Origin of the sequence: Marinitoga sp. 1135, assembly GCF_013363245.1 — a bacterium.
Lineage (GTDB): Bacteria > Thermotogota > Thermotogae > Petrotogales > Petrotogaceae > Marinitoga > Marinitoga piezophila.
In genome coordinates this window covers 47,578-70,204 of record NZ_LBEZ01000001.1, presented here as the reverse complement: position 1 = coordinate 70,204, position 22,627 = coordinate 47,578, and the positions used below count along the sequence as shown (strand labels likewise).

The 22,627-nt window shown below is 27.0% G+C and carries 19 protein-coding genes and 1 tRNA gene; 2 read left to right on the top strand and 18 right to left on the bottom strand.

What is annotated here, in order from left to right; genetic code table 11:
• Positions 1–12: 12 nt before the first annotated feature.
• The 18 genes from XO10_RS00370 to XO10_RS00285 form a co-directional block, all read right to left on the bottom strand.
• On the bottom strand, positions 13–876 hold the full coding sequence (locus XO10_RS00370) for a phosphatidate cytidylyltransferase (RefSeq protein ID WP_075780043.1): 864 nt from the start codon (positions 874–876) through the stop codon (positions 13–15).
• On the bottom strand, positions 845–1,573 hold the full coding sequence (locus XO10_RS00365; protein ID WP_014295603.1) for an isoprenyl transferase: 729 nt from the start codon (positions 1,571–1,573) through the stop codon (positions 845–847). The genes XO10_RS00370 and XO10_RS00365 overlap by 32 nt, the downstream gene beginning before the upstream one ends.
• Positions 1,570–2,091 carry a ribosome recycling factor gene (gene frr, locus XO10_RS00360; RefSeq protein ID WP_050899172.1) on the bottom strand — a complete coding sequence of 174 codons (522 nt, stop codon included), beginning with the start codon at positions 2,089–2,091 and terminating at the stop codon, positions 1,570–1,572. Before frr ends, XO10_RS00365 begins: the two co-directional genes overlap by 4 nt.
• Positions 2,092–2,177: 86 nt before the next feature.
• Complete coding sequence (locus XO10_RS00355; protein WP_075780041.1) at positions 2,178–4,781, bottom strand: glycosyltransferase; 2,604 nt, start codon at positions 4,779–4,781, stop codon at positions 2,178–2,180.
• 17 nt (positions 4,782–4,798) lie between these two features.
• Positions 4,799–6,172 (bottom strand): DNA polymerase III subunit gamma/tau, encoded by a 1,374-nt coding sequence (gene dnaX, locus XO10_RS00350; protein WP_014295600.1) that lies wholly within the window; start codon positions 6,170–6,172, stop codon positions 4,799–4,801.
• A gap of 97 nt (positions 6,173–6,269) precedes the next feature.
• Positions 6,270–7,538, bottom strand: a complete 1,269-nt coding sequence (locus tag XO10_RS00345; RefSeq protein WP_014295599.1) for an HD-GYP domain-containing protein — start codon at positions 7,536–7,538, stop codon at positions 6,270–6,272.
• A gap of 9 nt (positions 7,539–7,547) precedes the next feature.
• Positions 7,548–9,695, bottom strand: coding sequence for a FecR domain-containing protein (locus XO10_RS00340; protein ID WP_075780040.1), 2,148 nt, complete (start codon positions 9,693–9,695; stop codon positions 7,548–7,550).
• A gap of 4 nt (positions 9,696–9,699) precedes the next feature.
• Positions 9,700–10,353, bottom strand: a complete 654-nt coding sequence (locus XO10_RS00335; RefSeq protein ID WP_014295597.1) for a DUF3307 domain-containing protein — start codon at positions 10,351–10,353, stop codon at positions 9,700–9,702.
• A complete protein-coding gene (locus XO10_RS00330) occupies positions 10,346–11,545 on the bottom strand; it encodes an HD-GYP domain-containing protein (protein WP_014295596.1) in 1,200 nt (399 codons plus the stop codon). The genes XO10_RS00335 and XO10_RS00330 overlap by 8 nt, the downstream gene beginning before the upstream one ends.
• Positions 11,517–13,526 (bottom strand): CHASE2 domain-containing protein, encoded by a 2,010-nt coding sequence (locus XO10_RS00325; RefSeq protein WP_175417945.1) that lies wholly within the window; start codon positions 13,524–13,526, stop codon positions 11,517–11,519. Before XO10_RS00325 ends, XO10_RS00330 begins: the two co-directional genes overlap by 29 nt.
• Before the next feature lie 147 nt (positions 13,527–13,673).
• On the bottom strand, positions 13,674–14,318 hold the full coding sequence (locus XO10_RS00320; RefSeq protein ID WP_014295594.1) for a TIGR00153 family protein: 645 nt from the start codon (positions 14,316–14,318) through the stop codon (positions 13,674–13,676).
• Between the two features lie 47 nt (positions 14,319–14,365).
• Positions 14,366–15,298 (bottom strand): inorganic phosphate transporter, encoded by a 933-nt coding sequence (locus tag XO10_RS00315; protein WP_050899171.1) that lies wholly within the window; start codon positions 15,296–15,298, stop codon positions 14,366–14,368.
• A gap of 177 nt (positions 15,299–15,475) precedes the next feature.
• Entirely contained in the window at positions 15,476–16,048 is a 573-nt protein-coding gene (locus tag XO10_RS00310; RefSeq protein WP_014295592.1) for a TetR/AcrR family transcriptional regulator, read from the bottom strand.
• A 158-nt stretch (positions 16,049–16,206) separates the two neighbouring features.
• Positions 16,207–17,502, bottom strand: a complete 1,296-nt coding sequence (locus XO10_RS00305; protein ID WP_014295591.1) for an ABC transporter substrate-binding protein — start codon at positions 17,500–17,502, stop codon at positions 16,207–16,209.
• Between the two features lie 75 nt (positions 17,503–17,577).
• Positions 17,578–18,150 (bottom strand): dephospho-CoA kinase, encoded by a 573-nt coding sequence (coaE, locus tag XO10_RS00300; RefSeq protein ID WP_014295590.1) that lies wholly within the window; start codon positions 18,148–18,150, stop codon positions 17,578–17,580.
• Positions 18,147–19,514, bottom strand: a complete 1,368-nt coding sequence (locus XO10_RS00295; protein ID WP_014295589.1) for a glucose-6-phosphate isomerase — start codon at positions 19,512–19,514, stop codon at positions 18,147–18,149. The genes coaE and XO10_RS00295 overlap by 4 nt, the downstream gene beginning before the upstream one ends.
• Before the next feature lie 33 nt (positions 19,515–19,547).
• The gene (locus XO10_RS00290) at positions 19,548–20,060 is read right to left on the bottom strand and encodes an adenine phosphoribosyltransferase (protein WP_014295588.1); all 513 of its coding nucleotides are present in this window, start codon (positions 20,058–20,060) and stop codon (positions 19,548–19,550) included.
• Positions 20,061–20,176: 116 nt separating this feature from the next.
• Positions 20,177–20,386: a hypothetical protein gene (locus XO10_RS00285; protein ID WP_014295587.1), complete on the bottom strand. Its 210-nt coding sequence runs from the start codon at positions 20,384–20,386 to the stop codon at positions 20,177–20,179.
• Positions 20,387–20,464: 78 nt separating this feature from the next.
• On the opposite strand from XO10_RS00285, the gene XO10_RS00280 reads away from it, so the two are divergent.
• A tRNA-Ile gene (locus XO10_RS00280) sits at positions 20,465–20,541 on the top strand.
• 268 nt (positions 20,542–20,809) lie between these two features.
• On the top strand, positions 20,810–22,609 hold the full coding sequence (locus XO10_RS00275; protein WP_014295586.1) for a PQQ-binding-like beta-propeller repeat protein: 1,800 nt from the start codon (positions 20,810–20,812) through the stop codon (positions 22,607–22,609).
• Positions 22,610–22,627 lie beyond the last annotated feature (18 nt).

Here is a 22,627-nt window from a genome sequence, read left to right as displayed (position 1 = left end):
TTTATACCTCCATTATACTCTTAATATTTTCATTAAAAAATAAAACGTAGGTGCAAGGTATAATACTCCATCTATTCTATCATACATTCCACCATGTCCAGGTAAAATTTCTCCTGAATCTTTTAAATTATATGTTCTTTTTAGAGCTGATTCTGTCAAATCGCCAACAGTATCAACTATACCTATAGCAATTGCAAATATTATCGCTCTTAACGGGTCTATCATATTTAAATCAAAAATTTCTCTAATATATTCAAATATTATTATATATACGTACGTAAAAATTATTCCTCCAATGAATCCTTCTATACTTTTTTTAGGTGAATATACAGGTGCTAATTTATGTTTTCCTATATTTAACCCAACAAAATATGCTCCTATGTCATATACCCAAACAGAGGTTAGGGCTAATAATCCTGTAGTAAAACCGTAATTTAAAATAATATGATAAAAATACGATAAAAATAATGATATTGCTATTAATGCATATGTATAGCTGGTTATTACATTTTTATATTTAATATTATCTTTTAAAATAAATAAACTAATTAATGCAACTATTACTATTGACATTACGTATATTGTAATTGGATCAAAAAATATCAATCCTGCATAATATGTTCTTAATGTAAATCCGTATACCGCACTTGTAAAAGCTGCCATTAAAGATAAAAAGATCTTAATTTTATGATCAATATTATCCAGAGTCATTTCAAAATATTCCATAGCTGTTAATAATACTATGGTTGTTACTAAACCAATTGTTGTTGGAAAAGTAAATACAGAAAAAACTACTACCGGACCAAGTATGAAGCCAGATAGAGTTCTGATAAATAAATTTTTCTTATTTACTGCCAATATTGCCACTTCCCTCATCTGATGAAATACCACCAAATCTTCTATCCCTATTAGAATAATCTATTAATGCCTTTTCTAAATCATTTTTGGTAAAATCCGGCCAGAGAATATCTGTAAAATATAGTTCTGAATACGCTAATTGCCATAATAAAAAATTACTTATTCTTATTTCACCAGATGTTCTTATTATTAATTCAGGATCAGGAACATCAGGCAAATATAAGTTAGTTGAAATATCATCTATTGATATTTCTTTTTTTCCTGAAGATATTAATTTGTTGACAGAATCAACTATTTCCTGTCTTCCACCATAATTAACTGCAAGAATTACCTGAATTTTTGTATTGTTTTTGCTTTTTTCTTCTATTTTTTTACAGACTTTATATACATTTTCAGGTAATTCTTCAATTCTTCCGAGAAATCTCACTCTAACATTTTCCCTAACTATTTTATTTAATCGAGATTCTAAATATCTAACCATTAAAGAAAAAAGATATTTTACTTCTTCAGGAGGTCTTTTCCAATTTTCAGTGGAAAATGAGTATAAGGTTAAATATTTAATGCCAAAATCAGAAGCCCATTGTATTACATCTTCTGCAACTTTAGCACCTTTTTCATGCCCCATTGTTCTTTTTAACCCACGTTGTTTAGCCCATCTTCCATTACCATCCATAATAATCCCCACATGAGTGGGGATTTTTCTTATTGCTGTCAAGAGTCCATTATCTCCTTTTCTTTTTTATGGAATACTTCATCTATTTTTCCTTCATGTTCTTTTAATATTTTTTGTATTTCATCTTCTAATTTCCTTGCATCATCTTCTGGAATTTCTCCATTTTTCTGTTTTTCTTTTACTATTTTCATATCTTCTCTTCTTATATTCCTTAATGCGATTTTAAATTCTTCTGCCAATTCTTTAGCATGTTTTACCCATTTTTTTCTATCTTCTACAGTTGGATTTGGAAATTTAACTCTTACGACATTTCCATCTGTAGATGCCATCATACCCAAATTCGCTGCATTTATGGCTTTTTCAATTTTTGCACACAAACTCTTATCCCATGGAGTAATTACAACTGTTCTATCTTCCCCAACTGTTAATGTCGCAGTTTGATTTATTGGCGTAGGAGTTCCATAATAGTCAACCATTATTTCTTCAAACATAGCAGGAGAAGGTCTTCCTGTTCTTAATTTTTTATATTCATCTTCAAGATGTTTTACTGTTTTATCCATTTTGTTTTTAGCTTCTTTTAAAATAGGATCTTTTAATGACACTACATCCACCTCCAATTAATTTTTTATTTTCTTATTTTATTATATCATTTTTTATAATGAATATAAAGGTATTTATCAGCTATTATTTTTGATTCATATGGTTTACCAATTGTTTCGATAAATTTATCTAATTTCATTATATTTATTATGTTTAAAACACGCGGATCTCGATCTAATAGATTTTTATCAAGATTGAATACAAGTATCAAATTTTCTTTAAATTTTTCTTTTAAATATTTTATATCTTCAAATATATTTCTTGAATATTCCGGATTTAAATATATAATACTATCATATATCTCTTTTATCTTTCTATCTTCTATATATTCATTGTTTTCTATTGTTATTCTTTCACCAACAAATATTTTTTCTTTTGTATTTATTTCAAGAGTTTTTCCTTTGATAGCTCTGGAAATATTATATTTTAATTCATTAGAATTGAGCGGATTCTGAAAAATTGTATCAAAATAATTTGTAAATTTCTTTAAGAATTTGTCAAGCGCATAAATAGAATTGTATTCTGGTTGAGGAGAAACATAAAAAATACCTTTATTTTCTGATTCATACCAACATCTAACCGGATTAACCACAGGTAATAATGACATTATTTCACCAAGATTTACTACATCAATAATTTTATCTTCTGTTTCTTCTATATTTTTCTCATAATAGAAACCTGTATAATTATAATGACCTCCTTTTAAATCAGCAATTATAGGATTTAATTCCAATGCACTAAGTAGATATTTTTTTGCATTTTTAAATTTTTTATTTTTTCTATAATAATGATATAGTCTTAATCCTATAAAAGCTTTAAATTTTTTATTATCTTTTATAGAATCAAAAATTTGTAATAGTATTTTTTCGTAGGCTTCATCAAATTCTTTATTATAACTAATTTTTAGTGCATAATTAAATTTTAAAGGTATAAACACTTTTCCAAGATAATAATCATATATGGATAATTCATTTTTATTGAAACTTTTTAATTCAAATATCATTTCTATTTTTTGATTCATTTCATCTCTTAAATCTATATATGCTGGAATTATTTCTTCTGGATTCATTTGAGTTAATATATCTTCTATTAAAACCTGCACAAATTTTGCCAATGATTTTTCAAATTCTACAGCTTTTTTGTATTTATTTTTCGCTTCATTAAACCTTCCCATCTTTACAAGAGCATCACCAATTAATAATTCTATCACACCTTTTTCTTTGTCAGATGCTTCACGTCTCAATCTTCTAATTTTTAAAAATGTTTTTAATACTTTTTCATAATCCCTTAGTTCAAATAAATTGTCTCCATATGAAAGGAGTAACCCTACTATATTTTTTTCATTTTCAAAATTTTCAACTAAAAATATCAAAAATTCATATGGATCATTTTTTAGATTATCAAAAAATGTTTTTATTCTTTTTATCCATTTAATATGATTTTCAGGATAGTATTGAATGTTATTGGTAATTCCCTCTATTAATTTTTCAAGTATATATAATATTATTTCCTTTTCTTTCATAGTTTTTGCAGATATGAAGGTGTCAAACGTAATTTCCAATAACGTCAAAATTTTGTTTGTATTTTTTTGATAATCTATTTCTTCTATAATTTTTTCTATTTTATTAAAATCACTTTCTTTTATTTTAGATAAAGCTAAGTATATAATCCCTTCGTTTTTCTTAAATAATGACTGCATTGACCAGGTTATTTCACTTTTTCTATTTTCAAAAATATTTAAGTATTTTATAAATTCTAAAGAAACTTGCTTTAAATTTTTCCAATCCCTTTTATTATAATAAACATTCATCAGACCATAATAACAATCCAGATTCCATTTGGTTCCAATATTAAACCATTTTATCGCATCTTCCCAATACCCTTTATTCATTAATTCTACTCCCCATAGAAACATAAACTCTACTTCCATGGGAATTGGTTTATAATTTCCTTTTCTTAATTTTTCAGATAGCATTTCTGCCACTTTTTTTCCTATTTTCATTTTTTCAATATATTTATTGGCAATGGAAAGTGTTTTCATGTATTGTATTAAGTAGTATATATCATCTGGATTTTCTTTAAGATATTTTTCAATTAGAGCTAAAGTTCTTTCTGTTTTTTGTTTTCTTCTTAATCTAGTCCATATATAACCATAATGATATAATGGGAAATCGACTTTTACCTGTTTTCCTTTATAAATTGGTTGATTATGTACTATATTTTCATATTTCACTTTTCCATTTCTGAAAAATCTTGCTGTACTTGCTATTTCCGTAGTTTTTTTATCAAAATCCATATAATTAATTGTAGGTATATATACAGCTACAATATCTTTTTCTAAGTTTTCCAAAAAACTTCTTATGTTATTTTTTAACTTTTCAGAAGCTTCTTCATCTGCATCTACTATAAACACCCATTCTGATGTAGCATATTTCAAAGTTTCATTTCTTGCATCAGAAAAATTTCCATTCCATGGAAAAAAGTATATTTTATCTGTATATTTTTTAGCTATTTCAACTGTATTATCTGTTGAGCCAGTATCTACAAATATTATCTCATCACAAAAATCTTTTATACTTTCAAGACATCTGGTGATATTTTGTTCTTCGTTTTTTGCCATTATACATGCACTTATTAATCCTTTTTTCATATAATCCCCCCATAATTTTAAAAGAGTTTTATAATGTTATTTTTTTTAGCTTCGCTATTTTCATTTCCTTTATATATAATATCAATTTTTATTAAATGTTTTGATTCATTTGAAAGCAATAATTCCAATTTTGTTGCTTTTAATTTTAAAATTTGATATTCCAATAAATTGTTTTCGTTAAACTCTATTTTTATATAATCTTCCGATTCTGTTATTTCAGCATGTTTTAAAGCAAAATACATGGAAAGATCCATTTTTTCCTTTGAATTTAATAATATATTTAACACTTTATTTATTTTTGAATCTTCTGTAATTACATCTCTTGTTTCATCGTGATCCAAAATTTCAACTTTTTCATCTTTAACTTCTGTTTTCATATTTAATTCATATCCAATATTTAAAATATGTATATCAAATAAGATTTTTTTATTCTCTGAATATTTTAATTCTTTTAATAAATCTGAAAGTTTTCTGGTTAGTTTTATATAGATATTTAATCTCTTTTTATCTTCAATCTTTTCATCTAAAATATATTCAAGTACTTCTTCAAGAAATACCTCTATTTCTTTTCCTTCTTCAAATATCTCTCGAGATATTTGAAGTAATAATTCAGAATCACCTTTTAATATTGCATTTATGAATTTATCCAAAATACTTTTATCAAATAATCCTAAAACATCTATCACAATCTGCTCAGTTATTACTTCTTCAGATGAAAATTTTAATACTTGTTCAAGCAGTGATAAAGAATCCCTAACTCCACCCTTTGCTTTTTTAGCTATAATCCCTGCCGCTTCTTCTGTAATTTTTTTATTTTCTTTTTCTGCTATTGAAATTATATGTTTTTTTAAATCTTTTTCTGTGATATTTTTAAACTGCAATACTTGAGCTCTCGAAACAATAGTTTCAGGAACTTTTTCAAGATTTGTTGTAGCTAAAATAAATATTACATGTTCCGGTGGTTCTTCTAAAGTTTTCAATAACGCATTAAAAGCTTCTTTAGTAAGCATATGAAATTCATCTATAATATATACTTTATATTTTCCATGGACAGGCCTAAAATTAGCTGAATCTCTTATTTTTCTAATTTCATCTATCCCTCTATTTGAAGCCGCATCAAGCTCTATAACATCCATAAATCTTCCTTCATTTATGGCTATACAATTATCACATTTATTACACGGATTATCATCAACCGGATTTGAACAATTTAAAATTTTACTAAGAATACGTGCTGTAGTTGTTTTTCCAGTTCCCCTTGGACCAGAGAATATATATGCATGTGAAAATTCATTATTACGCACTGTATTTTTGAAATATTTTTTTATATGTTCCTGACCTATTAGCTCATCAAAGGTTAAAGGTCTATATTTCCTATACAAGGTTATCATAAATAAAAATACCTCCCAAAAACGTATTATTATAAAATTCTATCTCTTCAATTATACCATATCACTATAAAAATAAAAAGGGGGAAAATCCCCCTTTTTATGCCATTACAGTTTCTTTTAAAGCTTCTACTATTTCACAATCAAATTTTTTTGGACAATCTTTTTCTAAGATTTTTAATACCTTTTCTTTAGGCCATGGTTCTTTATATATTCTTTTTGCTGTTAATGCGTCATATATATCAACTACAGCTAATATTTTACCAAATAACGAAATTTCATTACCTTTCTTACCAGTTGGATAACCACTTCCATCATTTTTTTCATGATGTTCCAGTGCTCCTAAAGGTATATTTTTAGATAAAAAGTCTATATCAGATAATAGATTGGCACCTATTATTGTGTGAGATTTTATAATTTCATACTCTTCATCTGTTAATTTAGATGGTTTATTTAAAATATTATCCGGAATTCCAATTTTTCCAACATCATGTAATAATCCAGCAATTTCAAGCTCTTCAATAAATGAGTCATTATATCCAAGCTTTTTAGCTATTTCAACTGCCAAAACAGAAACATTTTTTGAATGTGTATGGGTATAATTATCCCTTAAATCAATTGCAGTTGCAACAGCCTGAATTAATCCTTTTATTGTGCTACTTAAATCATCATATACTTTTGAGTTTTTTAACTTATTTGATATTAATGATGAAAATATTTCCATAATTTCTTTATCTTGATCTGTATATTTCCCTTTTTTCTTATTTACAGCTTCTAAAACTCCTATTACTTCGTTTTCAAAAAATAATGGTGTTGCAATTAAGTTTCTTGTATGATATTTTGATTTTTCATCTGTTTTTTTAAAATGTTTTTTGCTTTTGGTTGTGTCATTAATTATAATTGTTTCTTTCTTTAAAAAACATTCTCCGGCTATTGAATCATCTATTGGAACGTCAATGGTTTCAATTTTACCACTTGCGCCACCAGAAGTTACATAGAAATTTAAGACATCTTTTTCTTCATTATACAATAATATAGCTGCTCCATCTGAGTTTAAGAGATTCCTTATAGTTTCTTCTATTGATTTTAATATGCTTTCTAATTTAAAGTTTTCAGTAATTAGATTAACAGATTCCAAAATATTTTTATTATGACATTTTGTACTAAATATTTCTTCAGCTTTATCTTGAGAAATATTATAAAACATATTTTTCAAAGTTAAAATTTTTTCTAAATCTTTTATTTCTATTTCTGTATATATTTTTATATTATCATCTATGGTTATAGCTTTTTCATTTTTTTCTCCATATACTTCTTGTTTTATTTGTAGTCCTACAATTTTCATTTCTTTCATTAAACAGTTGATCATACAATCACCTTAGAATTCAATCGTTTCAAAGTTAATTGTATATTCAAATTCATCTTTTTCTACATCATAACTTATTGAATAAATAATTCCTGAATTTTCTAATACTGGATAATATATGAATCCTTGAACCCATGTATTTTTATTGAGGAATATACTATCAACTGTATCATCTTCAAGGAATTTCCACTGGATATAACTAAATCCTGCCGTTAATTCGGGAAGTCCTCCTAATGCCGGGATTTTAACAGTCATATTCCCTTTTAACAATCCATCTCTTGCATTGCTAAACGGCCTATTATAATCAAGAGTAATATTTAAATATGGAGCTATTGTTAAATATGATTTTCCTATTAAACCCATAGATTTTTCCTGATTTAAGTCCATATATTTCCCATTTGCAACATTATATTCGTAATATGGTCCGACATATTCCATATTAAAACCATCTGATAAGTAATCAAATCCAAACATAAACTGGAAATATGGAGGAAAATCTATCATAGGACCTATAAGCAATCCATAAGTTAGTGTATCATCACCTGAATAAACAACATCAGTTTCTACACCAAATTTTATAAAGAATATCTTTTTATATAATGTTGCTAATATAGCTTGTTTTAATTCATTGTCTTTAAGATCTTCTTCTGACATATTATAAATACCTGTTATTTCTGTATTAAATAATCCCAAATCCATATCAACATAGCCAAACATAAGATTTGATGTTTTTTGATAATTAAATGGCATTAATGATGTAACTTCATAAGGAATATGCATTCCTAACTTTAATCCTCCAAATCTTAATTCAGTATCAAAAACTCTTGAATAAGGTATTGAATAATTATTCATAAATAACCCTAATCCCTTTGTATATGAAGGACTTACACCGTATCTTATATAAAACATTGGGAAATCAAGTTTTAAATAATTAATTGATATTGCACTCCATAAATCCTGGGAAGTTGCTTCTTTTGAAGGTATTCCATAATATAATGGACCGTCTATGCTTTCCTGGTATGCATTGAAACCTATTCCTATTCCAAATGGACCTATATCAAAATTAGGTGCAAATGAATATACTAAATATGTACTATTACCCTTTGTTTGTTTCCCGAAGGATATGTTTCCTAAATTTGCTTTTGTTTTTACAGGTGCGGCAGCAGGTTCTTCTGCAACAGGTGTTTCCCTTTTTTCTTCAGCAACTTTTTCTTCTTTTTTCTCTTCAACTTTGGTTTCAGGTTTCTGTTCTTCCTGCTTTTTTTCAGGCATTAAATTTTTCTCATAATCTTCTATAGGCATGTCTAATTTTTCAAGTTGTGGATTTGGATTTTGTGGAGAATAATTAAACATATTTCCAGCTTTTACAGGGAATAGTTTATTATTTACCATTGTGTAAACTGTACCTTCAAATGTTCTTATATTTGTATTGTTACCCTTTTTTTCAAAACCAAATTCTGTACCTCTTACACCAGCAACTACTGAACCAGAACCCACTAAATATTTGGAACCTGGAGCTAAAATTTCGTTTATTTTATTTACTGTTGCACCTTTTTTAAGTTCATATTCAATATCAATATCTCCACTTTCTGAAGCTCTTAACTTTTTTATGTATAACTGTGTTTCAGGTGAAACTTTTATTTCTATATTTAATTCAGGTTCTTTTAGATGTATATATCCATCTTTTAAAGTTAATAATTCCGAATTTTCTTTTATAACCGTATCACTGTTTATAGAATCCCAAACATCTGAATCTGCTTCTTTATAAAGAACATTACCTTCTTTTTCAAGAATTATAAGCGATGTTTCTGGCATTTCTATTTTTTCTTCTAAAATGTCAAATTCTATCTTTTTCTCAAGTGTTTTATCTTCATTATAAAATACTAATTCTGCTTTTCCAGGCATTAATGGAGCTAAAAACACAAGATTTGCTGTTCCATCCACTAAATCAAAACCATCAAAAAGAATAAAAGGATCATCAAAACCACCATTGGTTACATCTACATATAAATGAGTTACTGCTGAATCATTTACACTTACTGTAATGTTAACACTTTCACCAACATAAATAGTTTGTGTTTCTGTTGTTACAGTAATTTCAGAAAAGAATGTAATTGACAACAACATAAACAAAAGAAATACTCCCCACTTTTTAAACATAACATCACCTCCATATGGATAAATAAGTTATAATTATACTTAAAGCTAAAGGTCCACTCTCTGATTTTATATTTTCTGTATTATTTCTTAAAAATATTACTATGGAAAACGTTATAAATATAATTGAAGCTATTAAGAAGTACATATCCCCATAATATTTTATAAAGGGTAACGAAAACCGAAAAAAGTATCCAAGATAATCTCTTGTATAAGGTTTTGAAAATCCATCAATCATATAGAACAATAAACTAACAAAATATGCATTAAATAATCCTACAGCTATGAGTTTTACATATTGTTGAGAGATGAGAAAATGATCAGTTTCGTAAAAAAAACTCGCCATTAATAAGGAAGAAAAATGCATAACTTGATCTATAATATAATATGTATGGGTATTAAATACTTTTTTAGTTCTATTTTTAAATTTTATTGTATCAATAGCAAAATGAATTATTGTCAAGGTTATAATTACTATCAAATTATTTATTTTCAATGAACTTGGATACATTAGAATAATCATTGATAAGAATATTATACAAACATGAAGTATTAAAACTTTAAGTTTAGAATTTTTATATTTTGCAATATATCCATTTTGAAAAACATAATCGCCTACAAGATGCGTCAGCAAAAAATAGAAAAATATCTCTTTATTCATATGATTCCACCTCTTTTAATAGCTCGACCAATTGTGAATTAAAAAATACGCCACTATAATCTTCAATTAATTCAATAGCTTTGGATTTCGGAATTTTAGTTCTATACGGTCTATCCTCTAACATCGAATAATACGCATCTAAAAGTCCTATTATCTGTGCTAGAATAGGTATTTCATCTCCTTTTAACCCATACGGATACCCTTCTCCATTCCATTTTTCATGATGATATAAAACTATTTCTTTTACTCCATCAGGAATTGTTGGAATTTTAGAAACTAATTCGTACCCATATATTACATGTTTTCTTATTTCTTCTTTTTCAGAATTGGTTAATTCTTCTTTTTTTAACAATATTTTTTCAGGAATACCTATTTTTCCTATATCAAAAATCATACTACCAAATTTTAAATCTTTGAGTTCTTTGGTGGTTAAATTCAATTTTTCGCCAATTTTTATTGCAGCTTTATAAACACTTTCACAATGTTTTTCTGCACCAGGCACTCTTGCCTCTAAAATCCTCGTTAAAACCTTTAAAGATTTATCCAATATTTTTTCAAATCTGGTTTCTAAATATGAGGTTTCTATGGTTTTTGATATATATTCATTTATATTCTTTACAACAATGTAATCGATAATATCATAAGATTTTTCTCTGGATTTTATCAATTCAAATAACAAAAAGTTCTTCCCATCGACTTTAAATGGAATATTCATTATATTATTATTTATTATGATTCCATCTTCTTTAAATTCTTCAATATATTTTATATTTAATGCTCTTTTTAATTCATCTACATTATTATTATCTTTGAATAAATAAATCTCGGTTTTTTTTAACTGGAATATATTTTCAAATATTCTTTTTAATTCCTCTATAGTATCTTTTAAATCTATCTCGGTTTTTACATATTTTAAGATTTCAAATATTATTTCTTCACTATCTTTAGAAGGTATTCCTGTATATTCCCTTAACAATTTATCAAAACTAATTAAAAAAGTATCTTTTAAATTATCTATATTATCATAAAATTCTATTAAGATATCACTTCCATAATGAACTTCAAAAATCTTTTTTGCATTTTTATTATTTAAATTTTCAAATATATCATTGTCTATTTTTATTTTATAATTAATATTTCTTGTTTTCAAAAAATTAATATTCTCAAGAATCAGATTCTTTATTGACGTCATCTAAATCTCCTTCCTTAATCTTGTATAATTTTAAAGGTTTTTCCTTACCTTTTACTTTAAAATCTCCAATGTATTCAAATTTATATTTTTTAGATCGCTTTACTATTTCTTCTGTTACTATTAACCATTCATTTAAATCTCTTGTTAAATGTTCTATACGCGAGGTTGTATTTACAGTATCTCCAATACATGTATAATCCATCCTGAAATCCGCTCCTATATTTCCGATAACTACTTCACCATAATGCATACCAATACCTGCATTTACTTCAAAATCAAATCCCATATTTTTTAATTCTTTATTTATATCTTTTAATTTTCTTCTCATATCTATTGCACAGGCTATAGCCCTATCAACTTCATCGCCAAATTCAATAGGAGCACCAAAAATTGCCATAATTAAATCACCAATGAATTTATCAATTGTTCCATAATATTTATTTCTTATGATATCTGCCATTTGTGATAAATAAAAATTGAGAAACTTAACAACTTCTTCTGGAGAAAGCTTTTCTGATTTTTCAGTAAATCCTACTATATCAGACATTATTAAAACTACATTCTTTTTCTCTCCACCAAGCTCCGTTTTTCCCTGTTCTAATAATTTCTGTGCAACAAAATCTGGTACATATTTAAAGAAGAATGATTTTATTTTTTTCTTTTCTCTTGATTCTTTTAAGAATGATTGTGCATTATCTACAACCGCTATAATCAAACTCGACATTACTGGATAAAATGTATCAACCCATATATGCTGTTTAAATAAGTAATACGAGATAAATATATAAGCAATTGGAATCACAAAGGATAATAACTTGGTGTATATCTTATTAAAAGATAATAATATTAGGGTTACTAATAAAATAGAAGTCAAAATAATCAAAGTATAAAAATAATTAACTCTTGTCATTCTTTCATTGTTTATCAAATTTTGAACAGCAGTCGCATGTAAATATACACCTGGTTCATCGTTGGAAAATGGTGTAACTCGCAAATCATATAATCCTTTTGCAGTGGCTGAATAACCTAAAATGGCAACCTTATCTTTAAAATCATAATTGTCATATTTATTGGTATACACTAAATCATAAAAAGAAATAGTATCAAAAACTTGAGGACCTTTTCCATAAAAACTTAAAAGAAAAAAACCATTTTTATCTGTTTTAATCTTTTCATTTTCAATTTCAATTGTATAATTTTTTGGATCATAAATAAAATTTTGAAGATTATAACCTTTATAATTTGCGTACAACATTAGATCCATATGCGGAAATAATCCTGTATTAAACCCATTATCTGCAGCCCATTCTTCTTTAAATAATAATGGAAGACTTCTTGCAACTCCGTCAGGATCGAGCTGCCCAATTTCATATGTTGAAGCAGGTACCAATGAAGAAAATTCTGGAATAGGAGGTATTATCTTATATGCAGTTAACGGAAAAAACAATGATAAATACTCTGGATTTTTTAATTTAAATGAATATTTTAAATAAAATTTATTTTCTTCTAATTGCTTTTTAAATTCAGGATTATATTCATCAAAATTGCTTTTTTCTACCGTTAAATACGTTCCTAAAACAACTTTATTGTATCTTCTTAAGATTGCTGCAAGCAACATATCGTCCTTAGATTTTCCATTACTCATTATATTACTTTCTGAAGGAGTAGTAAAAGACACATCAAATCCTATAGTTTTTATTCCAAGTTTAAAAAGTTTAGCTATCATTCTTGCATAATGTTCTCTATTCCAGGGCCATTCATCATTAAATCTTGTAGACATATTTACAAGAGAATTTTCATCTATAGCTATTACAACAACCTTTGGAGTTGTTTTTTCAATTCCTCTTATTCTATATCTTAAATCCAATGTTTTTAGTTCAAAAATTTCTATCCAGGGATTGTTTAAACTGTATGTAATAAAATATATCGCCAGAAAAAACAGTACTAATAAAAAGGTAATTCTTATTTTTATTTTTTTCATTGTATTAATCACCTTCATAAAAATAGTTTATTTATAGTTTAATTATAACATATTTTCATCATTTTTTACAACCAAATTAATAATAAACAAACAACTATGTTAATAAAAACTCCCTTCAAGAATTGAAGGGAGTTTTATGTTTGATGACTATACCCGTCTTTTATATATAATTATTTGTATTCTATCGGAAACATCTTCGGATGTATCGGATATATCAGCTATTCTGTGAACTAATTTTTTTAACTGCATTTTATGCGCTAGGCTAATATCAAGATCATAAATCTTCCTTATTGTATCTCTTTCTATTTCATCAGTTTCATGCTCAAAATGCTCTGTTTGAATTATTAAATCATTGGCCTTTTCAAAATTTTCAAACATTTCTTTTGCTGCACCTTTTACAGCAAGATAGGTATTATATGCCTTTTCACATAATCTAACAAGATTTTCTCTTATTTCTTCTGGCACTTCAAGACGCTGCAATTCAATTTCATCAGCTACACTTTCCGCTTTGTTTGCTATTCTATCCATAGCTTCTACCGTTCCCAATAAATCACCTCTAAAATTTGGTAAAAAAGCTCCTGAATACATTTCGGATTCAACATTTCTTCTTATGTTGTCTGCATAAGATTCTGAATTTCTTACATCATCTGCCAATTTTAAAACAATTGATGTATCTTTATCAAGATTTTTTATTAATTCTTTTAGTTTCTGGATAGTTGTATCCACAGCATCCAGATGTTGATTAAATAATTCTATTATTTTCTTTTCTTTTCTTCCAAAAAAAAGACCCATATTTTCACCCCCATTATATTAATTATACTATAAAATTATTATTATTTTTAAAGATTTATTTTAAATATCCCCTTTAAAATAAAATATATTAAAGCTGTTATTATTCCTGAGGAAACAGGGGTGTTTACCCATGCGCCAACTATTTTAAATAAAATTTTTTTATTAGTTAATCTTGAGCCTCTTGCATATCCTGCCCCTATAACCGCTCCAACTATAGCCTGAGATGTAGAAACAGGAATTCCTAATATTGCATAAATCCATACTGTTATAGATTCACCTAAAACAGCAATTGCAGCTGAAAAATAATCTAATTCCATTATTTGAGTACCAACAGTCATCATAACCTTATAACTATATGTTAATACACCAAATGATATGGCCAATCCTCCAACCAATGCCGCTGTATTTACTCCTATTGTACTTGCAAATACTCCTGTAATATTTGCAACATTATTTGCTCCTAATGAATAAGCTCCATAAGCTCCAATTAAAAGCGTTGCAATTTGGACCGTTCTTTCTTTTGCATAAATAGAATTAATTTTATTAAAAGGTATTGCTAACAATTTATAAGATAAAAAGCCAAATATTGCACCGCCAATAGGCGTTCCAACCCATGCTAAAACTAATTTTAAAATTATTGCCCAATTAACTCCACCTTCTATTAATCCCACAGCCATAATTGAACCAACTATGGCCTGCGAAGAAGATACCGGAACTCCTAAATATGTCATAACAGTCATTGTTAAAGCCGCTGAAAAAACGGAAATAGAACCTGAAATTAAACTTTGCGCAGTTACGCTACTTATAGTCTCAATTCCTTTTGCTCCACCAGTTAAAGCACCTATTAAAATGAAAATAGCTGAAATAATTGTCGCGGTTCTGTATTTTACTATCCTATTTGAAACAGCAGTACCAAAAATATTAGCAGCATCATTTGCACCAAGAGACCACCCAAAGAATATAGCTGGCAACAAGTATATAAACATATAACCCCTCCACTACTATAATATAATAAAAAAGACGTATCATTGATTGTACTACAAAATACGTCTTTTTTAAAATTCAATAATATGTAATCTAAAATAATTAAATTGTAATAGATTTAATTACTTTCTATTATTGCTTTAAATTAAAAAAAAGAGGATTTAAATCCTCTTTTAAAAACCTTTTATATCCGGAAGATCTTCTTTTCTATTGAAAAATTCTTTTAAATTTCTTAATTCGCTGTCTATAACATCGGGATTTGCAGCAACTTTAAAACTTAATCCTATTAAGAATGTTTTCATTAATTCTGCAGTGTTATCAATATTATTCATTCCAATTTCGTGCAATTTAAGAAATTCTTTTATAGTATTGGTAAACTGCATATCCAAAAATCTAGCTTTTTTTGATACCTCTTTTTGTCTATACGGATATGTCAAAATCTGTGAAAAGGCTATCATATATTTTGGAGGTGTAAAAATTTTTCTTATTTTTTCTTCTGCAGTCATTGTTTTCTTTTTAAATATTTCATTTATCCATTCTTCCAATATCCCTTCGCCTGTAGCAACAAGCGCTTCATCTTTAGATCCAAAGTAATAATGCAAAGAAGCAATAGTTAAATTTGACATTTCACATATATGTCTTGTTGTTGCTTCAGAAATAGATTCTTCATTAATTATTTTTATTATAGAATCCATTAAATTTTCTTTTCTTTTTGCTCTTAAGGTTGGATTCGGTCTTCTTGCCATAAAATTTAACCTCCTTTTTATCAACTCATACTTGAATTATATCATCATTTTACCTTATTGTCAAATCATTGATATAATAAAAAGGTTAATTTTTTGTAAAGCACATTTGTGTATAAAAAAGGTGGGCGATTTTAAATCACCCACCCTTAAAATTTTAATTATTTTGAATATTCTTCATTTTCCATTAAGAGATTTTTCATTTCATTAACCATTCTATTATATGCTTCTTCTGCTGTTATTTTATCGTATAAGAAATCAGCTGTTATAGTTCCTAATGCTTTTCTTATATCATACCATGCTGCTGGTTTTGGATCAGGAACAGCTGTTTTTAATGAATCTAATGCAATTGCCGGTTTATCATCATTTGCAACATATGCTTTCCATTGTGCTGTTTCAACTACGTCTTTTCTAACAGGTACATATCCTGTATTTACTGCCCAATATGCCTGATTTACTTTTGTTAATAAGAAGTTCATGAACATCCATGCTGCCTGCTTTTGTGCTGGTGATGCCCAAGCAAACATAATTAAATCAGTACCAGCAATTGGTGAATGTGGAACACCATCTACTGAAGGTAATGGAGCCCATGACCATTCATATTTTCCTTTAATTGATTTTTCTACATATGGTTTTCCTGCAATTGTTCCCATATACATTGCAATTTGTCCATTTCCAAATGGATCATTTAAGTATCCACCCTGAACAAATGCAACTTCATCTGATTTTAATTTATGCATATATTCTAAAGTTTTTATTGTTAAATCTTTGTCGAGAACAATTTTCCATTTTCCATTTCCAGCATAATCAAGAATTTTACCATTCATTGCATATAAGAATACCTGGAAATCATCTACTGTAGTTCTATAACCCAATCCATACTGATCAATCTGACCGTCACCATCAATATCATCTGTTAATTCTTTTGCTACTTCTGATAATTCATCTAATGTTTTTGGTGGTTCTACACCGTATAAATCAAATATATCTACATTGTAATATGTTGTATATACACTTTTGTTGAAAGGAATTGAGTAAATTTTATCTCCCCATGTACATAATTTCTTGAAAACATCATATATTTGATTATCCCAAACATTTTTAAATTCTGGATCACCGTAGATAAATTTGTTTAAAGGTTCAACTATTCCCTCACTCTGTAAGTACTTTGATGTCCAGTTTGAGTATGCCTGTGCTAATACAGGAAGATTATCTCTTGTACCTTCGTTGTATGCAACAACTGTACTCAATAATTTTCTTGATAATGCACCATAATTACCTACATATACAGGAACTACTTCAATTTCGGGATTTTCCCTGTTAAATGCAGCTACTAATTCTTCTAATGCCTTTCCATGGCCCCCACCCATAGCATGCCAGAATTCAACTTTGATCTTTTCACCAAAAGAAAAAACCATAAGTGATAATACCAATAATACTAATAAAAGCTTTTTCACAAAAGACACCTCCCATTAAGATTATTAAAAAACTTCAGCATTACATTATACTATAATTCACTTAGAAAAATCAAATTAAAAAATTTTAAGTATTTGAAATAATTCGTCTTTAATTGCATTTAGTTCCTTTTCTGTGTTGATTTTGTAATGATAATTTAATTTTAAACTTTTTTGAGCATTAATAATATTTTTAGCTTTTTCTGGATCCATTTTTCGAAATTCAGTTAATCTTTTAAAGCGTTCTTTATCAGAAGCTTCTACTAATAAAATTATATCACATATTTCATTTAAACCTATTTGATCAATTAAAGCACCATCTATTATTACATATTCATACTTATCCTTTTTATATTTCTCTATTAATTCTGAAACAAATTCTTTAATTTTTGGATGAACCACAGAATTTAAATAATCTAAATTTTTTTTATTTGTAAAAACTATCTGAGCTAATTTGCTCCTTTGAATTTCATTATTTTCTAAAATTTTATCACCAAATTTTTTTACCAGTTTTTCTTTTATATCTTTTTCAAACAACGCTTTATGACCAAGCTTGTCAAGATCAATTATTGGATATCCCTTTTCCTTTAAAAGACTGGCAATGGTACTTTTACCACTGCCAGCCAATCCTGTAATTCCTATTATTTTCATAATTCGAATTTTTCCTTTTTTGAAACTTTTTCATTTACTTCTTTTGCAAATTCTTCATATCCTTCTCTACCCATTAATGCGTATGTAACCTTCTTACCAAGTTCAACCCCTGGTTGATCATATGCGTTTATTTCAAGTAATTTTGCCATAATTGCTGTTTGGAATTCATAAAGGAAGAAGAATTCACCAACATTAAATGAATTTATTTCAGGGAATATAACCTTCATATTTGGTTTTCCGTGTTCTGTTAACGCATATTCAGTTCCAAATAATTCTGTATTCAACAATTCTGATAATGTTTTCCCACCTAAATAGGATAATGCGGAATATTCTTCATGCACTTTTGGTATTTTTATATCTCTTTCAAACTTTTCAAGTTTTAAGAATGTTACTACTTTATCATCTGGGCCTTCATTATATAATTGAACCTGTGAATGCTGATCAGTTGCTCCCAATGCCTTTACAGGAGTTTGACCAACATTTACAATTTCTCCATTTATATTATATTTCTTTCCCAAACTTTCTGCCCAGAGCTGTCTATACCAATCAGCAAGTAATAGTAGTTTATTTGAATATGGCATCATAACAGAAATATTATATCCTTTTTTATAATATAAGAAGTGTAAAAGTGCATTTAACGCTGCTGGATTTTCTTTTAAATTTTTATTTATCACTTTATCCAGCATGGATTTTGCACCATTTAATAAATCTATAATATCAATACCACCCGCTAATGCTGAAAGCAATCCAACTGGTGTTAATACACTAAATCTTCCGCCAACTTCTGGTGGAATTTCCAATGTTTTTATACCTTCTTCTTTGGAAATTTTTCTTAAAATTCCATTTTCAGGATCTGTTGTAAATATTATATGTTCTTTAGGATCAAGCCCATAACTCTCTATTATTCCTCTTGCTATAAGATAATTTGACATTGCTTCAGCTGTTGTTCCGGATTTTGATATAACATTAAATAATGTTGTATGAGGATCTATTTGATCTAAAATAGATGCAACAAAATCGGGATCTACATTATCAATAATAAATATTTTTGGTGTTTTTCTATTTTTCATATAATTATAATTTAATGGATTTAATGTTGTTTGTAAAGCAATATTTCCTAATGCTGAACCACCTATCCCAAGAACCACAAAACTTTCAAATGATTGTATCCAATCCTGTAAATCAAGAATTTTATCAAGAAATTTGGTATCTTGAGGAAGTTTTACAAACCCTGGCTTTTCATTTAATATCTCATCTATGATTTCAGCTATTTTTCCCTCATATTCAATCAACTCTTCTTGTTTTATACCTTTTTCAATATTAGGAAAAAACATATTTGTAAAATCAAATTTTAATCCTTTCATTTTACCCCTCCCATAATAAAATTTATAAAGATTTTAATATTTCAAAATACTTTCTACTCTAACATTATCTAACTTTTCTCTTGGATTTAAAAATTCTAATTCAATTAAACAAATAATCCCTGAAACTTCAGCTTCTAATTTTTCTACCAATGTTTGAATTGCTTTTATTGTTCCGCCAGTTGCTAAAACATCATCAACAATTAAAACCTTTTCTCCTTTTTCAAGTGCATCTTTATGCATTTGAATCTTAGCTTCACCATATTCTAACGCATATGAAACTTCAACTACTTCATAAGGTAATTTCCCAGGTTTTCTAACAGGAACTAATTTTTTTCCTAATTTATATGCTAATGCTGAACCAAATAAAAATCCTCTTGCTTCTGGAACAAGAATTGCATCAAATTCTATATCTTTAACTTTTTCAGCCATTTCATCTATTACACCTTTAAAAGCTTCTGGGTCTGCCAATAATGGTGTAATATCTTTAAAAATTATCCCCGGCTTTGGAAAATCTGGAATGTCTCTAATAAATTTTTCAAAGTTCATAATCAATTCCTCCTTAATTAATATAAAATATTGACAGCATTATTTTACCATATTTTTTTTAAAATACAACATCATTTTTTATATAAAATTAATCATGCCCCTTTTATGGGGCATGATTATTGTTTATACCTACTATTATATTTATATGAATAATTTAATAATATTGATATTTTCTTTTCTAATTCTATCAAAGTAACTTTATTTCCTTCTTTTAGAGTTTCAAACGCCGCTTTTATTACAAGAATTCTTGGATATTTATCTAAAGTGACCTTAATCGGGTCAACAATTTTAAAGTTTTTTTTACTTTCAACATCTAATGTTTTCATTTTTTTATCACTCCCTTCAAAAAAAATACTTGACAAAAATAATTTTAGATGTTATAATCTAAACGCATTAAGTGAGAAGGGCTCGTAGCTCAGTTGGTGAGAGCTTCCGGCTCATAACCGGGAGGTCGGTGGTTCGAATCCACCCGAGCCCACCAGATGCGAGGTTTTTAACCTCGCTTTTTTTTATACCTATATTAATTTTAATATATTTTATTTTTTTTGTCAAGTTTTTTTGTTTTTCAGGTTAATTTTTTAATCTTCCAATTTTCTTTTATATACATCGTTCCAGAACGTTACTTTTTGTTAATGAATTCTTATCATTTTCTTTTCACTTTTTTGATATTTTTTATTTTTTGTAATGAGTACTTTTATGATATAATAATTAATGTATCACTTGATATATTAATAGAATGAGGTGTTTTTATGAAAAAAATGTTAACTTTTTTATTTCTTATGTTTTATTCCCTGATATTTTCCATTACAATTGATACACTTGATAATCAAAATTATACAGGTACATTTCTTTCTATGAATCGGGCTCTTGTTTTTATAAAAGATCATAATAATAAGATTCAAAAAATTTCATTATCCATGATTAAAGATATGAATTTCACACGCGAAGAAAAAGAAAATATGTATTTTTCCCTTAATAACACCTATACTTTTAAGGGTGCTTTTGAAAGAATCGATGGGGATTATTTTATTTTTAAAAATGATAATGCTATTTTTTATATAAAGAACAGCGATTTAAAAATCGTCGTCGTTAAAAAAAGAGTTTTATCTTCTTATGTTGCCACGATATTCGGTGAATTTAGATTTAATTCTATAAAGATCATTTCTGATAAATTATGGAAGGTTTCTACAAATTATGGAATTATTGAAATTCCTTCAAATTATATTCTTTCTTATTTCAGACCCAATTTAAGTAGCAAAAATAAAAATATTGTATATTTTAAAAACGGGGATTTTCTTTTTTATGAAAATATAGAAATAAAAAATGGTCTTTTCATTTTTAAAGCTCTTGATTTTTCTTTTTATGCCTCTGCAGAAGATATTATTTTTCTAAAATCTAAGAATTACATTCCTCAAATTGATTCTTTTAAAGAGATGTATAAATTAACTATTAATGAAAAAGAGTTTTACACAAAAAGCTTTAAGATAGTGAATAATTCTCTGGTTTTTGATAATTATTCTTTTAAAAATCCAAAGATTGATTTTATTTCCAGGTCTATAGTTAATTTATTTGTTTCAGAAGATTCTTTTATTGGTGGTATTTCAGTAAACAATAACAGGATTTATGTTTCTGCACAATCAGGTTTATTTTATATTTTCGATTTTTATGGTAATTTAATTAAGAAATTTTCTTTAAAATCCTTTGCAGTTGATCCTCCAGTAATCTATAAAAATAAGGTTTTTGTTTCAACAATTAGAAAAAGTTTGTATGTTATATCCAATGATTCAACCATAACTAAATTTGATTTTGATACAATTAGTGCAGGAGTATCTATAAAATCTCAAAATACATTATTATTACCAACGTGGTACAGAGGTTTTTTTATATTGGATCAAAATCTCAAAGTGTTAAAATCTTTTGATACTAAAATGTCAAAATTTTCATCTATTATTGATCATGAAGGAAATATTATTTTTCTTGATGCTTATTCTAATATTATGAAATTGGATAAAGGTTTTAATATCCTTTTTTCAAAACAATTTGGCGACGAAGCATTAACAACATATTTTAATATTGATAAAGATAATAATATTTATGTTAACGGTCCATATGTCACTTTTACTGTATTTGACAAAAACGGCAATATTTTATGGAAAGTTGATTTGGATGATTTACCTTATTCATATCCATTAATTGATAAAGATAAAACCGTTTATGTTTCAAGTAAAGGAAAATATTTATATGCTTTAAAAAATGGAAAAATTTTATGGAAGAAATATATTGGTTATATTCCCGGAACAGGAATTCTAACAAAAAATATGATTATTCTAAATGCTCTTGATCATAATGTATATTTTATTGACAAAAAAACAGGAAATATTATTAAAAAATATCATTTAGGGTATTCAAAAATGCTATGTTCTGATGATAATAATAATATTTTCTTTGCCGGTTCAAATGGAGTTATTGCAATTTTATATTTAAATGAAGATATAATTTCACAATACAAGTTTTCTTGCAAACATACTAATAATCCTTATATAAAATAATTAAAAGCCCTGATTTTC

Coding starts and splice junctions, on each gene's coding strand:
- XO10_RS00320 (WP_014295594.1), bottom strand. CDS start 14,318: ATGGGTCTTTTTTTTGGAAGAAAAGAAAAGAAAATAATAGAATTATTT.
- XO10_RS00285 (WP_014295587.1), bottom strand. CDS start 20,386: ATGAAAACATTAGATGTTGAAAGTAAAAAAAACTTTAAAATTGTTGAC.
- XO10_RS00335 (WP_014295597.1), bottom strand. CDS start 10,353: ATGAATAAAGAGATATTTTTCTATTTTTTGCTGACGCATCTTGTAGGC.
- XO10_RS00330 (WP_014295596.1), bottom strand. CDS start 11,545: ATGACGTCAATAAAGAATCTGATTCTTGAGAATATTAATTTTTTGAAA.
- XO10_RS00310 (WP_014295592.1), bottom strand. CDS start 16,048: ATGGCAAGAAGACCGAATCCAACCTTAAGAGCAAAAAGAAAAGAAAAT.
- XO10_RS00345 (WP_014295599.1), bottom strand. CDS start 7,538: ATGATCAACTGTTTAATGAAAGAAATGAAAATTGTAGGACTACAAATA.
- frr (WP_050899172.1), bottom strand. CDS start 2,091: ATGGATAAAACAGTAAAACATCTTGAAGATGAATATAAAAAATTAAGA.
- dnaX (WP_014295600.1), bottom strand. CDS start 6,172: ATGATAACCTTGTATAGGAAATATAGACCTTTAACCTTTGATGAGCTA.
- XO10_RS00370 (WP_075780043.1), bottom strand. CDS start 876: ATGAGGGAAGTGGCAATATTGGCAGTAAATAAGAAAAATTTATTTATC.
- coaE (WP_014295590.1), bottom strand. CDS start 18,150: ATGAAAATAATAGGAATTACAGGATTGGCTGGCAGTGGTAAAAGTACC.
- XO10_RS00355 (WP_075780041.1), bottom strand. CDS start 4,781: ATGAAAAAAGGATTAATAAGTGCATGTATAATGGCAAAAAACGAAGAA.
- XO10_RS00290 (WP_014295588.1), bottom strand. CDS start 20,060: ATGAACTTTGAAAAATTTATTAGAGACATTCCAGATTTTCCAAAGCCG.
- XO10_RS00325 (WP_175417945.1), bottom strand. CDS start 13,526: ATGAAAAAAATAAAAATAAGAATTACCTTTTTATTAGTACTGTTTTTT.
- XO10_RS00340 (WP_075780040.1), bottom strand. CDS start 9,695: ATGTTTAAAAAGTGGGGAGTATTTCTTTTGTTTATGTTGTTGTCAATT.
- XO10_RS00295 (WP_014295589.1), bottom strand. CDS start 19,514: ATGAAAGGATTAAAATTTGATTTTACAAATATGTTTTTTCCTAATATT.
- XO10_RS00275 (WP_014295586.1), top strand. CDS start 20,810: ATGAAAAAAATGTTAACTTTTTTATTTCTTATGTTTTATTCCCTGATA.